The sequence below is a fragment of the Thermococcus sp. P6 genome (genome assembly GCF_002214525.1).
In the GTDB taxonomy this organism is placed as follows: Archaea; Methanobacteriota_B; Thermococci; order Thermococcales; family Thermococcaceae; genus Thermococcus.
In genome coordinates, this window is record NZ_CP015104.1 from 1,420,600 (window position 1) to 1,434,327 (window position 13,728).

The 13,728-nt window shown below is 56.8% G+C and carries 17 protein-coding genes; 9 read left to right on the plus strand and 8 right to left on the minus strand.

Features of this window, described 5'->3' with window-relative positions:
- Positions 1-29 precede the first annotated feature (29 nt).
- From A3L12_RS07680 to A3L12_RS07700, 6 genes are all read right to left on the minus strand, one after another.
- On the minus strand, positions 30-779 hold the full coding sequence (locus A3L12_RS07680) for a DNA polymerase sliding clamp (protein ID WP_088883071.1): 750 nt from the start codon (positions 777-779) through the stop codon (positions 30-32).
- Positions 776-946, minus strand: a complete 171-nt coding sequence (locus tag A3L12_RS08380) for a hypothetical protein (protein WP_198300042.1) — start codon at positions 944-946, stop codon at positions 776-778. Before A3L12_RS08380 ends, A3L12_RS07680 begins: the two co-directional genes overlap by 4 nt.
- A complete protein-coding gene (locus tag A3L12_RS07685) occupies positions 943-1,275 on the minus strand; it encodes a transcription factor S (RefSeq protein WP_088883072.1) in 333 nt (110 codons plus the stop codon). The genes A3L12_RS08380 and A3L12_RS07685 overlap by 4 nt, the downstream gene beginning before the upstream one ends.
- An 86-nt stretch (positions 1,276-1,361) precedes the next feature.
- A complete protein-coding gene (locus A3L12_RS07690) occupies positions 1,362-1,796 on the minus strand; it encodes an immunoglobulin-like domain-containing protein (RefSeq protein WP_088883073.1) in 435 nt (144 codons plus the stop codon).
- Positions 1,797-2,112: 316 nt separating this feature from the next.
- Positions 2,113-3,402 (minus strand): serine hydroxymethyltransferase, encoded by a 1,290-nt coding sequence (gene glyA, locus A3L12_RS07695; protein ID WP_088883074.1) that lies wholly within the window; start codon positions 3,400-3,402, stop codon positions 2,113-2,115.
- A gap of 102 nt (positions 3,403-3,504) precedes the next feature.
- The gene (locus A3L12_RS07700; protein ID WP_088883075.1) at positions 3,505-4,689 is read right to left on the minus strand and encodes an aromatic amino acid transport family protein; all 1,185 of its coding nucleotides are present in this window, start codon (positions 4,687-4,689) and stop codon (positions 3,505-3,507) included.
- 130 nt (positions 4,690-4,819) lie between these two features.
- Here A3L12_RS07700 and cobB point away from each other — a divergent pair, with 130 nt between their 5' ends.
- The 7 genes from cobB (at position 4,820) to A3L12_RS07735 (ending at position 9,750) form a co-directional block, all read left to right on the plus strand.
- Positions 4,820-5,575, plus strand: coding sequence for an NAD-dependent protein deacetylase (gene cobB / locus A3L12_RS07705; protein WP_088883256.1), 756 nt, complete (start codon positions 4,820-4,822; stop codon positions 5,573-5,575).
- Positions 5,572-5,985, plus strand: coding sequence for a DUF3783 domain-containing protein (locus A3L12_RS07710; protein WP_088883076.1), 414 nt, complete (start codon positions 5,572-5,574; stop codon positions 5,983-5,985). The genes cobB and A3L12_RS07710 overlap by 4 nt, the downstream gene beginning before the upstream one ends.
- A 30-nt stretch (positions 5,986-6,015) precedes the next feature.
- Positions 6,016-6,744: a TIGR02253 family HAD-type hydrolase gene (locus A3L12_RS07715; RefSeq protein WP_088883077.1), complete on the plus strand. Its 729-nt coding sequence runs from the start codon at positions 6,016-6,018 to the stop codon at positions 6,742-6,744.
- A complete protein-coding gene (locus A3L12_RS07720; RefSeq protein WP_198300078.1) occupies positions 6,707-7,282 on the plus strand; it encodes an ASCH domain-containing protein in 576 nt (191 codons plus the stop codon). The genes A3L12_RS07715 and A3L12_RS07720 overlap by 38 nt, the downstream gene beginning before the upstream one ends.
- Positions 7,283-7,318: 36 nt before the next feature.
- Positions 7,319-7,963 (plus strand): phosphatase PAP2 family protein, encoded by a 645-nt coding sequence (locus A3L12_RS07725; protein ID WP_088883079.1) that lies wholly within the window; start codon positions 7,319-7,321, stop codon positions 7,961-7,963.
- On the plus strand, positions 7,956-8,417 hold the full coding sequence (locus tag A3L12_RS07730; protein WP_088883080.1) for a COG2426 family protein: 462 nt from the start codon (positions 7,956-7,958) through the stop codon (positions 8,415-8,417). Before A3L12_RS07725 ends, A3L12_RS07730 begins: the two co-directional genes overlap by 8 nt.
- Before the next feature lie 82 nt (positions 8,418-8,499).
- Positions 8,500-9,750, plus strand: a complete 1,251-nt coding sequence (locus tag A3L12_RS07735) for an HD domain-containing protein (RefSeq protein WP_088883081.1) — start codon at positions 8,500-8,502, stop codon at positions 9,748-9,750.
- Here the strand turns inward: A3L12_RS07735 and A3L12_RS07740 are convergent.
- Positions 9,743-10,699 (minus strand): transcriptional regulator, encoded by a 957-nt coding sequence (locus tag A3L12_RS07740; RefSeq protein WP_088883257.1) that lies wholly within the window; start codon positions 10,697-10,699, stop codon positions 9,743-9,745. The two genes, A3L12_RS07735 and A3L12_RS07740, sit on opposite strands and share 8 nt — an antisense overlap.
- Positions 10,700-10,743: 44 nt before the next feature.
- Here A3L12_RS07740 and A3L12_RS07745 point away from each other — a divergent pair, with 44 nt between their 5' ends.
- Together A3L12_RS07745 and tiaS are read left to right on the plus strand one after the other, a co-directional pair.
- On the plus strand, positions 10,744-11,286 hold the full coding sequence (locus A3L12_RS07745; RefSeq protein ID WP_088883082.1) for a GNAT family N-acetyltransferase: 543 nt from the start codon (positions 10,744-10,746) through the stop codon (positions 11,284-11,286).
- Positions 11,287-11,316: 30 nt separating this feature from the next.
- Entirely contained in the window at positions 11,317-12,624 is a 1,308-nt protein-coding gene (tiaS, locus tag A3L12_RS07750) for a tRNA(Ile2) 2-agmatinylcytidine synthetase TiaS (RefSeq protein ID WP_088883083.1), read from the plus strand.
- Here tiaS and A3L12_RS07755 read toward each other — a convergent pair.
- The gene (locus A3L12_RS07755; RefSeq protein WP_088883084.1) at positions 12,611-13,621 is read right to left on the minus strand and encodes a deoxyhypusine synthase; all 1,011 of its coding nucleotides are present in this window, start codon (positions 13,619-13,621) and stop codon (positions 12,611-12,613) included. The genes tiaS and A3L12_RS07755 overlap by 14 nt on opposite strands.
- Positions 13,622-13,728 lie beyond the last annotated feature (107 nt).

The window sequence follows — 13,728 nt, forward strand, 5'->3', positions numbered from 1 at the left end:
CCCACCAGCCGAAGAGAAATGGAAAGAAGTTACTCCTCAACGCGAGGAGCGAGAAGGAACATCAACCTGCCCTCGTCCCTTATTGGATACTCCATCTGAAGGGGCATCTCGTTGCCGAAGCGGATTATAACCTCGTCGGCCTTCCCGATGCCCTTCACCATGTCAGCCAGATAGCTGATACCGTAGGCGCTTCTGGTGTCTTCCTCAACCTCCAGGTCGAGCAGGCCTTCGTCCTCAAGGGTCAGCTTTATCTCGACCTCGCTCGTTTCTCCTTCTCCCCTCATGGTGAACTCGTTTTCGGTGGCGATGAACTTGATGGCGTCCGTAACGAGGGAGGTGTCCTTAACGGCCTCCTTCAGGACCTCTCCGAGCAGAACCACTCTGGCCGTGAAGGGAAGCTCGGGAAGGTCGAGCTCAAGCTCCTCAACTTCTATCAGGGGTAATCGGAAGGTTCTCTTTGCGGTTCCCTCAAAGGTCACCTCGAGGAAGTTCTCCTCGCCCTTCTGGAGTATGAGCGTTTCCTTGTTCTTCCCCCTCTTCAGTATCTTCTTGAAGTGATCCATGTTTATCCCTATCGTTTCCTCCTCCTCGACCTCGTACTTGGAGAAAATTCCCTCGGGCAGGTTGAGGTCGATGAGAACGACCCTGCTCGGGTCCATGGCGCGCATGCTTATTCCTTCCTTCTTTATTTTGAAGGCGGCCTCGTCGATGAGGTTGCTTGCCGTCGCAATGAGGTCGGCAAAATCTTTGGCACCATCGAAGACTATCTCGAACGTCATTCTTCCACCTCCTTCAGTATGTTGAGCATCAGCCTGACCCTCTCTTTGCCTCGAAATAAATAAGCTTTTCCGTTATCCACATCGGGTACCCTCATGTAGGCCTCTTCAAGCTCCTTGAGGGCCTTCTCGGCGAGCTTTCTCAGGGTCTCCAGCTCAAGCCTGTTCACTCGTAGGACCTCCAGACGTAGCCGCACTTCGTGCACTTGTAGAATATAGTGCTCGGCTCGTCGCCGGCCCTCGTCTGAACCTCCCACCAGTAGGCCGTGTCGTTGCCGCACTTCGGACAGGTGACCTTGGTCGTTGGTAGGGTTTTAACGTCCCTGTCGACCACTATGACCCCCTCGTCGGGCTTGTGATCGACCTTCTGCTTTATGACGGTCTTCTCCCTGTCCTTTTCTTCATCAAAGGGTTCCTCATAGCCACATGAACGGCAGACCCAGACCTTTCTCTTCCTGTCAGGGAGCATCAGGTTACCGCACTTGGGACAGAACTTCATCTTTTTTCCCTCCCGCCGAGGGTTGAGTAGGGGGATGAGAATAAAAAGTTTTGCCAGCGGAAGGAGGAAGGGTCAGAAAGTCCGCCTCACGTTGCTACCTCGAATTCCACTCCAAGCTCCTTGCTGACGGCCTTCTCATACTCCAGAACGACCGTCTTCGTGATCCTGTAACGTCCCGGCTCCAGATGAAGCTTGGAAAGATCGATCTTCTGCTCCCAGCTCCGACCGGGCTCGATCGTCACGGCCATCTCAATGAACGCCAGCTCCAGCGGAACCTCCTTCCATTCCCCGCCTTCCAGCCTGTAAAGTTTGAAGGCGTAGCCCGTGGTGACGCTAACGTTAGCCCCGTTGCTTATCGTGAGGGTCATCGTATCCTCCGGGGAATAGGTCGTTTTATCGAGCCCCAGAACCACTCCCCCACCTTCCGGAAGGTTCCGGGTTCCGTCGTTTCCCCTCGAGGCTATGTAGTACCCCGCCGGAATCAGCAGGGCTATCAGCAGAACCGGAATCGCCCTTCTCATGGCCTTCCCCGGTGGAAGTACTTTTCCGGATTTTTTAAAGGTTGTCACGGTTTCAAATCGGTTTGAAGTGGATTTTATCCCTTATTTTAACCAGCTTATTTGAGCGATGGTACTCAGGGGGATGTATAGATGGGGTGAGCCACCACCATCGATGGACGTTGAAGGCCTCGTTTATAACTTTTTCTAAAATAAAATCCAACGTGTGGCTTTGAAACATGGAAACCTCCCAATTAACACCCCCGTTTCGGGAGACAAGTCTGAAAAACACTGAAAAAATCTCAATTACTACACACTGAAATTGAAAAAAGAACGGAGATCATTCCTTCATTGGGAGGCCGTAATCGAAGGAGTAGTAGACCTTCTGGAAGTTCTGCCTGAAGTAGAAGACGTCGCGCTCGACCTTCTTCGGATCCTCTCCGTCGATGAGGACGCGCCTGATGAAGCGGGCGATCTCCTTCATGTCCCCCTCGAGCATGCCGACGCGGGTCATCTCCTGAACGCCTATGCGCAGTCCGCTCGGCTCGTTGACCTTCTCGAGCGGGTCCCATGGAAGCAGGTTCTTGTTGAGGATTATCCCGGCCTCCTCGAGCAGGGGAGCCGCCCAGCCTCCTCCGGCCGGATGGAGTTCTGAAACGTCCACGATCACCTGATGGCTCTCGGTGTAACCCTTGTCCTCACCGACGACCTTGAAGCCCTCCTCTGCGAGGGCCTCTGCGAGGGCCTTTGCGTTCTTCACCACCTGCGTCGCGTACTTCTCTCCGTACTCGAGCATCTCGGCGGCGGTGATAACCTTTCCTGCCATGTGGTGGAGGTGGTGGTTGCTGAGCACACCGGGGAAGATGGCCTGCTGGAGTCTGGCTATCTCTTCCGTCTCCCCGAAGCGCTTGTAGATTATGACACCGCCCTGCGGTCCCGGGAAGGTCTTGTGGGTCGAGGCGGTTATGACGTCGGCCCCCTCGCGAAGCGGGTCCTGGAACTGCCCTCCCGCTATCAGACCGAGCACGTGTGCGGCATCGTACATCACGTAGGCCCCTACCTCTTTGGCAACCGGGGCGAGCTCCTTAACCGGATGCGGGAACGGGAAGAGCGAACCACCGAAGACGACAACCTTCGGCTCGAGCTCGCGGATGAGCTTCTCGGCCCCCTCAACGTCGATGTTGAACTCATCGTTGTCAAAGGGCCACGTGTGGACCTCCAGACCGCGCATTCCAGCGGCACCGAAGGGCATGTGGCTTATGTGCCCGCCGTGGCTGGTGTGGAGAACTATGGCCCTATCGCCCGCCTGTGTCAGTCCGAAGAAAGCGGCCTGATTGGCGTTGGTTCCGGAGATCGGCCTGAGGTCGGCGAAATCGCTCCTAAAAAGCCTGGTGAAGAGCTCAACGCCTATGAGCTCGACCTCGTCAACGTACTTGCAACCCTGATAGTACCTCTGCTTTGGCCAGCCTTCGGCGTACTTGTGCATGAAGCCGCTCCTCACGGCCCTGTTAACGCTTGGAGAAGTGATGTTCTCGCTCGCTATGAGGTTTATGGTGTTGCTCCTCCACCTTTCGTGCTCCTCCAGAAAGTTTAAAACCCTGTCGCGATAGGCCCTGTATTCCTCCCCCATGGTAACACCTCGATGTAGGTTTGAGCCGGAGAATATAAACCTTACCTCATCTATTCATACCTGCAGAAGAGGACATCGGGAGAAAAAGATAGGCAGGGATGCTCATTTTTGGAGCTTCGAGGCCAGCCATATCAACACCGGGAGCACCACGAAGGCCATCAGGTCCCCGGTATCGCCGGCGAAGGCCAGAACGTTGGCAAAGTCCCTTACGCCTGCAAAGTAAAGCACCGCCGGGGGAACGACCGTCAGGGCCCATGCAGCCTTCCTCCTCATCCCCAGGAACTCCTCGTTGTTGCTCTGCTGTGCCAGGGCGATGCCTATAAAGCTCGTCGTTATGGCGAGCAGGGGTATCAGGTTACCCACGAGCCGTCCGGATCTTCCGTACAGGCTCTCGAGGGCCAGGGTGGCCACCTGAGGAGTCTTCTCTCCGAAGACGAGGAGGAAGGAGGCCATGAATACCGCGTAGATTACCGTTGGTATGAGGAACGCCAGCGCGACCACCCTTCTGGTCTCCGCGTAACTTCCAAGCCCCCTGTAAACGTCCGGGATCACCGTGTGGCAGCCGAGGGCGAAGATGGCCACACCGGTTATGCTCAGCAGACCGTTCCACCTTACGTAGAGGGCCTTTTCCGGGTTCGCGTGGGGCAGGAGCATGGCGGTGACCCCGATGAAGAGGAGGAGCATGACGTAACTCATTATCAGCTCGGTCTTCCCGCTGGCTTCCAGCCCCCTGTAAACTACGATGGAAGCCAGAAACCAGAAGATGGCCGCCCCCATCGTGTCGCTGATCCCAAAGAGACTGGCGAAGACGTTTCCCATGCCGGCGGTGTAGGCGAGGATCGCCCCGAAGCTCATCAGGCTGACGCTCAGGTACATCAGCCATCCCCCCGCTTTCCCGAGGGTTCTCCGGGCGAGGGTGCTCATCTGGGCCCCTCCCATACTGGCGCTGAACTTCAGCACTATCAACGCCGTACCGAGCATGAGGAACATCGCCCCGATTAGCACACCGAGGGCGGGTATCAACCCCACTTTGCTCGCCGCGTAGGGCAGTCCGAGGACACCGGCTCCTATCTGGGTTCCAACGAGTATGGCAAGGGCCTCTTTACCCGTTATGTGCCCTTTCTCCACGCGTATCGGGCTCGTGCGTATGCCCCTCGCTCCTTTCCTTTTTCGTATGCTCTGGATGACCGTTAGCTTCTTGCGCCTCTGGGCCGCGAGTCTCGCCTGATAGTACCGTCCGTGGGAGGTGGTGATCCTCTCCCTCTGAACCCCATCCGACACAGGCATGTTTCTCACCGGCGAATGCTCTCATGAATACAATTTAAACCCTCCTGCGGAAACGTGAAGATCGCTTCAAAGATTCTTCGGTGATACGTTCTTGGACATGATTTTTAAAGGGCGCTGCGTACCTGAAACCATGATAGACGAAGCCGCCAGACTGCTGGCACGTTCGAGGTTTGCGATAGCCTTCACCGGTGCCGGTATAAGTGCCGGGAGCGGCGTTCCCACCTTCAGGGGTCCCGGCGGCCTCTGGAAGAGCCACCGCCCGGAGGAGCTGGCCACACCCGAAGCCTTCAGGAAGGACCCCCATCTCGTCTGGAGTTTCTACAGGTGGCGCATGAACCTCATACTGAGAGCCCGGCCCAACGCCGCCCACCGGGCCCTCGCGGAACTGGAGAGGATGGGCCTGTTAAAGGCCGTGATAACCCAGAACGTTGACGACCTCCATCGGGAAGCCGGTAGCGGGAACGTCGTGGAACTCCACGGCAACATCTTCAGGGTCAGGTGCACCTCGTGTGCTTACGTTGAAGACCTCAAGGCCAGCGGACGTGTGGAAGAGTTCCTGAAGGAGAAAGCCCTCCCAAGGTGTCCGAAATGCGGTTCCCTGCTGAGGCCTGACGTCGTGTGGTTCGGAGAACCCCTCCCGAAAAAAGCCCTTGAGAAGGCCTTCAGCCTCGCGGAGAGGGCGGATCTCATCCTCGTGATAGGGACGAGCGGCGTCGTGTACCCGGCAGCTTACATACCTGTGATGGTCAAGGAAACCGGCGGAAAGGTGATCGAGGTGAACGTCAGGGAGAGCGGCATAACGCCCATAGCGGACGTCTTCCTCCGCTGTCCGGCCGAAGAGGCGATGAAGAAGCTGGTGGAAAGGGTACGGAGGATGGTGGGATGAGCTCGAAGGTTTTGATAATCGGTTTTAATTCCAGAGAGGTCGAAAAACTCAGGGAAGCCATCGACGTTCCGGTCTTTGAGGTTCCAGAGTACTGCGGGGACTGGGTCGTCAGGGACGTGGTTGAAAGGGCGGAGGAGCTTCGCGGTTCCGGCGACTGGCACGAGAGGAAGTTCGTGATAATGCATGAACTCGAAAACGAAGCCCTGAAGGATGTTATCGGCTCCGTCCGGTCCCTGAACCTTGGGGACGTCATATTCGCCGCAACGACCGAGAACTCGCTCACCTTCAGGCTTAAGGACCTCCTCGAGGAGCTGATGGAAGAGCACGAGTACTTCAGGGCCCTGCGGTGGGCAAGAAGGGAAGCGAGGAAGGGAAAGGGCCCGTTCCTTGACATCGACAGGGTTAAATAAACAAACGGAGAATACAAAAAGGGTGAGTGGATGATAAAGGTGGTTTTCTTCGACCTCGACGATACGCTCGTCGACACCAGCCGGCTGGCGGAGATGGCCAGACGGAACGCCGTGGAGAACATGATCCGCCACGGTCTTCCCGTTGACTTCGACACCGCCTACGGGGAACTCCTTGAGCTCATAAACGAGTACGGGAGTAACTTCGGCAGGCATTTCGACTACCTTCTCCGGAGACTTGACCTTCCGAGCGATCCGCGATGGGTTGCGGCGGGGGTGGTTGCCTACCACAACACGAAGTTCGCCTACCTGAAGAGCGTCCGTGGGGCGAGAAGGCTTCTCCTCGAGCTCAAAAAATCCGGCTATCGACTCGGCATAATCACGGACGGTAACCCCGTGAAGCAGTGGGAGAAGCTCATCCGCCTCGAGCTCGATGATTACTTCGACGGCGTCTTCATCTCCGATTACCTTGGGGTCAAGAAGCCCCACGCCAAGATATTCCATAAGGCCCTCAGGAGCATGGGCGTCAAACCGGAGGAGGCCGTTATGGTTGGCGATCGGCTCTATTCCGATATCTACGGCGCGAAGGAGGTAGGTATGAAAACCGTGTGGTTCAGGTACGGCAAGTACGCCGACAGGGAGCTGGAGTATCTGGATTACGCCGACTTTACAACCGGGAAACTCGAGGATGTCCTCGATATAGTGAGGGGGCTGAACCTTGAGGATGAAGAGCGTTCAGATAAGGAAGTTCCTTCTGATTGACTCCGCCTACAAATCGAGGATACTGCGAGGGGATAAGGTCACCACGATACGCTACGGGAACTACGAGGCGGAACCCGGGAGCGAGGTTTACCTCGTCCTAACGCCGAGCGATACCGCGGTGGCGAAGATCAGGATAACAGGCATCGAAAGGAAAAAGGTTCGAGAATTGACCGATAGGGATGCAAAACTCGACGGTTTCCGGGACGTCAGGGAGCTTCTGGGGGAGCTCAACAGGATATACGGCGAGCTCTACGGGGACGATGAGGTTACCGTCATAAGCTTCGAGGTGACGAAGCGTTTTAAAGACGGGATCCCCCTGAAGTGGCTCAAGGGGCTGAACTACAGGGAGCCGGAGGAGATAGCGAGGCTCTACCTCGAAAATCAGGAAAGGCTGAACCTGAACCGCGGGACGGACTTTATCATGAGGAGGATCTACAACGAGGGCCTCGGAAGGGCCGTGAGGACCTTCGGACCGAAGAGGGTTCGGGAGGCTCTGCTCAAAACTTACCACGCCCTCTACGGAGAGGGTATAATTTAGGGAAACTTTTATCTATCCCCCCGTGTTTCCCTTCCCATGCCTCCGGAAGGAAAGAAGCTCCAGCTACTCACCCTCGCGCTCGTTATACTGCTCGTGGCTCAGGTTCTGGGATGGCTCGAGAGCGTAAACGCTTACATCTACGCCCGCACTCCCTCCGTTAACCCTACGCTGATAGGTCTCATAACGAACTCCGCCGGTTTTTGGGCTTCGGTGATTTACGTTCTTCTCTTCCTTCTGTGGGATCTGAAGGGGGGTAAGCTCAGGCCCTCCACCCTGAGCTTCGTCCTCTCGATTCCCATCGGCATGGTGATGGTTGGTCTGCTGAAGGTCCTGACGGGTGTTCCACGACCCGGAGGGACCGGGGTTCACTGGAGCCTCCTCGGATCACTGAGGAACGCCGATTACTTCGCTTTTCCTTCGGGGCATACCACGAGGGCCTCGATTCTGGCCTCTTTCCTGAGCGAGCGCTTCCCCGGATACAAAGCCCTGTGGTGGGGTTACGCCATATTAATCGCCCTCTCAAGGCTGTTCCTTCACGTTCACTGGTTGAGCGACGTTCTCTTCGGCCTGCTCCTCGGCCCGTGGGTTTTTATGCTGGTGGAGTGTACCCAGAAGTCGTGGCTCCCGCTCTATAGGGCCATCATCAAAAAGCTCGGACTGGGGGTGCTCGACGTTGAATGATCTCCTTCAGGTTTTCCTCCTATCGCTGGTTCCCACCTTTGAAGGTCGATACGCCATCGTTTACGGTATTGGAAGGGGCTATCCAGTATGGTCAACCCTGTTGGTGGCTTCCCTCGGCGTTCTGCTCCTTTCACTCCTCCTCCCAGCAGTATTGCCCTACATAGACAGGCTCATGCTCTGGCTCGAGGGGACGCCCCTTGGGAAGGTTGCTACTCTCTACATCTACTACGTCAACAGGGTTAGGAAAAAGGCCCACCCCTACGTGGAGAAATGGGGCTTTCTCGGGCTCCTCCTCTTCGTCGCCGTTCCCCTCCCCGGAACCGGGGTCTGGACCGGAGCTCTGGCCGCTTACATCCTCGCCATCGAGATGAGGAAAACGGTTCCGGCGCTGATCCTCGGGGGACTGCTCAGCATGATGATAACCCTCCTCCCGGCGCTGGGACTGTTCGGGTGATCGGAAGGGGTTGGGGGACGTTGTTCGTCACAATGCTGAAGGTTTATATAACCCCTCCTTCAAAATTCCAGCGGTGGTGGTTATGGATGGGAAGATCATTCACGACGGAGTTCACGGTAGTATGAAGATCACGGGGCTTATCCTCGACCTCGTTAAAACCCCGGAGTTCCAGAGGCTGAGGAACATAAAACAGCTCGGGCTGGCTTACCTCGTCTATCCCGGTGCGAACCACAGCCGTTTCGAGCACTCCCTCGGGGCGTGGCACCTCGCCAGAAGGCTCTCTCAGGAGGTCGGACTTGAGGAGAACGAAAGCATGCTCCTGCAGGTGGGAGCGCTCCTCCACGACATAGGACATGGCCCCTTCAGCCATACCTTCGAGACCATATACCGGCACTACGTAAAGGAGCGCGACCACATGCGCCTCGGTCGGGAAATGATACTCGGGAAGACGAACATCACCGAGAGCGAGAACGGGGGAAGGATACCCGAGATAATAGAAAGCTACGGTTACGACTTCTCGCCGGGGGACGTTGCCGATCTTATCCTCGGAAAGCACGAGAAAGGCTACCTCGGCAGCATGCTGCACGGGGATGTGGACGTTGACCAGCTGGACTACCTCGTGAGGGATGCCCACTACACGGGCGTTGCCCACGGAATAATAGACCTCGAGAGGCTCATGAAGGTTCTCAGGGTATATAAGAATGAGCTCGTTGTGGATGAGAAGGGAGTGGAGGCCGTTGAGGGTATGATGGTGGCGCGCTCTCTGATGTACTCGAGGGTTTACTTCCACCACACCGTTAAGATAGCCGAGGGCATGCTGACCCGTGCCCTTGAATTCGCCCTTGAGGAGGGCCACCTATGGGACTTCTGGCGCATGACGGACTGCAGGGTTCTCGTGGAGCTCGAGGATCTCGAGGGCCTCCCCTCGGAGATGGTGAAACGGATCAAGTACCGCGAGCTTTACAAGGCTGCGGTTCTGGCCGGGGCGGATGAGCTGACGGGAGAGGAGAAGAGGGAGCTCCTGATAGCGTATAGGAACGTTGAGCGCAGGCGTGAGATCGAGAGGAACCTCGCGGATGCGGTGGGGGCAAGGGAGGGGGAGGTTATCCTTGAGTTCAGCACGGCAGACCTAATGCTCAGCGAGCCGAGGCTCAAGGCAGCGGAAATAAACGTCCTTCTGGGCAACGGGGAATTAAAGCCCCTGAGAAAGGTTACACCCCTGGCGAACGCCCTCAAACGGCGCCAGACACCGCGGTGGGCGATCCTCATAGCGTCTCCCGAAAGGTACGCCCGGAAGTTGCGGGAGGTATGGAGGCGGGTCCTCTTCAGGTGAAGAGCCCCTTCTTTATCTCCTTCTTGAGTTCCTCTATCATCTCCACGAGCTCGTCGGCGTCCTTTATCTCCTTCAGGCGGTCCTTGGGTATCAGGGGGACCTCCCCGATCACGTCGGTCCTCGTTTTCTCCAGTATGAAAACACCGTCGCTGTTGATAACCCTGCTCACCTCTGCGACCATCTCGGCCCTTCTGACCGTTGAGCGGGTCTTCCTCTCGTCTATGCCCGTGAGGATTTTGAGGTCGTCCTCCTTCGATACCGCGTTGAAGGGTGCCCTCCTGACCTTCATAACGCCGAGACCGAGGGCCTTCAGGCGCTTGAATACCTCCCTTTCGAGGGGACTCTCGGGGCTTACGTTGATGTTCGCCTTAACCGAGGAGTGGAGAACGTCTATGGGTTCGGCGAGAGGCTCGTTGAAGATGTCCTCCAACCTGAGCGCAACCTCAAGGGAAACCGCTTGATTGCCCCGTTCGTAGTTTATCAGGCTCTTCCTCGAAACGCCGAGAAGACGGGCGAGTTCGTTTATGGAATAACCGTGTTCCTCCCTCAGCTTCCTCAGAAGTTCACCGTTTATGCGGACGTAGAAACCCCCGCGCTCCGCGAATATGGCCGGAAGCTCGTTCTCGACGAGGATGTCGTAGAGCGTCTCGGGCCTCAGCGCGTAGATATCGAACCTCTCGTAAACGACCCCCTCCTCAAGTTCGGCGTTCTTCGCCTTCAAGCCCACTATGAGCGGCGAGGCATTAAAGAACCCGGATAGCCGCTTGAGGTCTTCTGCCTGCTCCCTGGTGACGGTATCAACGTTGGTTACCACCTTTAGGAAGAGCAGGAGGAATAACCTGCTCGCCACTATGTCGAAGCACGAACTCCTGAGGTCCATCCGCGCCGTTTTGTATCCCGTGCCCCTGAGTATGGCCTCGACCGTTCTGATGAGTTTTTGCCTGTCCATCATTCTTAAATATACGAGGACCTTAATAAATTTAAGGTGTTCCCATGAGGCCGGTGGTTCTCAGGGGCGATCTCGTTTCACTCGGAACCCTCCTCAAGGAGGATCTAAGGCTGGTGTGGGAGTGGTACGGCAGCGGTGAGGTCAGGAGGTACCTCTCCCATCCCGAGGAGATGCTTTTCTACGAGGACGAACTCGGGTGGTATGAGGCCCTCAGAAGGGAGAAGGATAAAGAGCGGGTCTTCACGATAATTGAGAACTCCTCACGCTCCCCGGTTGGGTTGATAGGCCTCCATAATATCGATTACCGCAACGGAAGGGCGGAGATTGGCTACTTCCTCGCCAGAGAGAGCTGGGGACACGGGTACGCCAGTGAAGCTGTTAAACTCGCCCTCGAGTACTCCTTCGAGTGGCTCAACCTTCGAAAGGTCTACGCACACGTCTTCGAGCCCAACGTCGCTTCAATACGCGTGCTGGAAAAGAACGGCTTCACACTGGCCGGACGATGGAGGAAGCACCAGTACGTCCCGGGTGAGGGCTTCGTTGACGTGCTCTGCTACGAGAGGTTCCGGGATGACGGCTCCGGTTGATTTTTAAAGCCCCCTTCGTCTCTTTCATCGATGAGGATCCACATCGGAATCGACGACACCGACTCACCGGAGGGAATGTGCACCACCTACATCGGCGCGCTCCTCTACCGCGAGATTTCTCGGATGGCGGAGCCCCTCGGTCTCCCGAGACTGATAAGGCTCAATCCGAACGTACCCTACAAGACCCGCGGTAACGGAGCGGTCGCGATGACCTTTGAGGCGAGCGAAGATGCCCTGCAGGAGATAAAAGACCTCGTCCTCAAAAAGGTGGGCGAACTCTCAGACCTCTCCCACGAGAACACCAACCCCGGCGTTGCCTTTCTCCGTGGGGACGTCCCCGGGGAGCTGAGGGAGTTCTCGCTCAAAGCCCTCAGAGAGCACGTCTCGATCGGGGAAGCGGAGGAAGTTGCGGAAAGGATAGGGGCCGAGGTCTTCAGGTTCAAGCTCGGCAGGGGCATCATAGGTGCCCTTGCGTCGATCGGCTACCCCCTTCGGCGGTTTACCTACGAACTGCTCGTCTACAGAAAGCCCGAAAACTGGGGAACACGGCGGAGGGTGAACATGGAGAGCGTTTTCAGGGCGGATCGCTGGAGTTATCCTTTCACCTACGACAACGTGGACCCCCACGAGGGGACCGTTCTGATAACACCCCACGGAAAGGATCCCGTCCTCGCTGGGATAAGGGGAATCGACAGGGGCAGGGTTCTTCGGACCTTTGAGATGGTGGAGTTTGAGGAGGAGGTCGCCTTCCATCAGCTCTACGTGACAAACCAGAACACGGACGATCACCTGACGCCGAAGAAAATCCGCGAGCTAAAGCCCTACGACAGTGCCGTCGTCAGGGGGAGGGTGGTTGCGCCCTACTGGGAAAGGGGGAGGCACGTTTTCTTCGAACTCGAGGACGGGACGGGGAGGATAAGGGTGGCGGCCTTCGAGCCGACGAAGAAGTTCAGGAACCACGTCAGGAAACTCCTTCCGGGTGATGAGATAATAGCCGCCGGCGGCGTTAAGGAGCACCTCGGCGTTCTCACCCTAAACCTCGAGAAGTTCTATCCGGTCAGGCTCGTCCCCGAGGTAAGGTACGAAAAGCCGAAGTGCCCGAAATGCGGGGGAACGATGAAGAGCAAGGGCGACTACCTCAAGTGCAAGCGCTGCGGCTACAAGATGCCGAAGAAGCTCATCCCTGTTGAGGTCCCCCGGAAACTGGAGAGGAAGATCTACGAAGTTCCTCCCGACGCGAGGAAGCACCTTTCAAGACCGCTGGTGCTCCCGGGAGGGGAGGATGCCCTTCTAAGCCTTCTCGATGTGGAAGAAGGTAAAGATCCTACCCCTTCATGACCTTCCAGACCAGAAGGGGGAAAACCAGCGTCGCGTCCGCCCATATCTCGACGTAGTCCGCCTTCGCCCTTATCTTGCCCCAGCTGACGCCCTCGCTCGGAGGGGCACCGCTCAACGAACCGTCCCATGGAACGGCCGTGGTGACGTATATCGCGTAATCCGTGCCCTCCCTGAAGAGGTTGGCGTTTATTATCGCGTGCTTGGGGAGTGAGCCCCCGAGGATTATCGAGGCGGTTTCCTTCGCCGTAACGGCGAGGTTGTTGAGCTTCACTATGTCGTTGGCTATGTCTATGACCAGCTCCCTGTCTCCCCTCTCCTCCTTGAAGAAGTAGAGCATGTCCCCGATGGAGCCGTCCGTGATGGCGGGGCAGAACACCGGAACGTTCCTCCTGTAGGCCCAGTAGAGAACGCTCCTCTCCTTCTCCTTCCCGAGTTTTTCATCCATGAAACGGCCCATCTCGTGGATGAACTCGCTGGCCGTTAAAGGTTGCCCCCGCTTTTCCTCCATCTCGAGAACCCGCTCGAAGAAGGGAAGCATGTACTTCTCGAACTCGATGTAGCGGTCGTTGGGGACGAAGATGTTGCCTATCCTGTTTATTCCCTTCTCCCGCATCAGGGCGTCGTTAACGTTCCAGTCGCCGAGAATGAATGGCTTCAGCGTCTTTATGAAGTCCTCCTCGATCCCCCCGGCGGTGGTCACTATAACGTCCACCTTCCCGTTCTTAACGAGCCACGCGATCAGCTCCCTCAATCCGGAGGAGATTATGTTGGAGGTGTAGCCGAGGAAAACCCTTACTTCCCCGCCTTCCGCTCGCTTTTTCTCGACCTTCCTCCAGATCTCCACGGCCCTCCCGAGGTGCGTTGCCTGAAAGCCTATGCTGGGGTAGTAGTCCATCACCTCTTCCAGACTGGAAACCTCGTCAAGCCATGGGCCCTCAACAGGGGTACCCTCAACCTCTTCGCTCTCCTTCAGGACGATATCCTTTGGCTCCGACATGGGGGTGGGTTGGATCCGGGACGTATAAAATTTTGCCCGCCGTTCTGCCGTTAAGGGTACTCCCTTAAATCGGAAGCCCGCCGGAATATGGCCAACGTTTATTAATC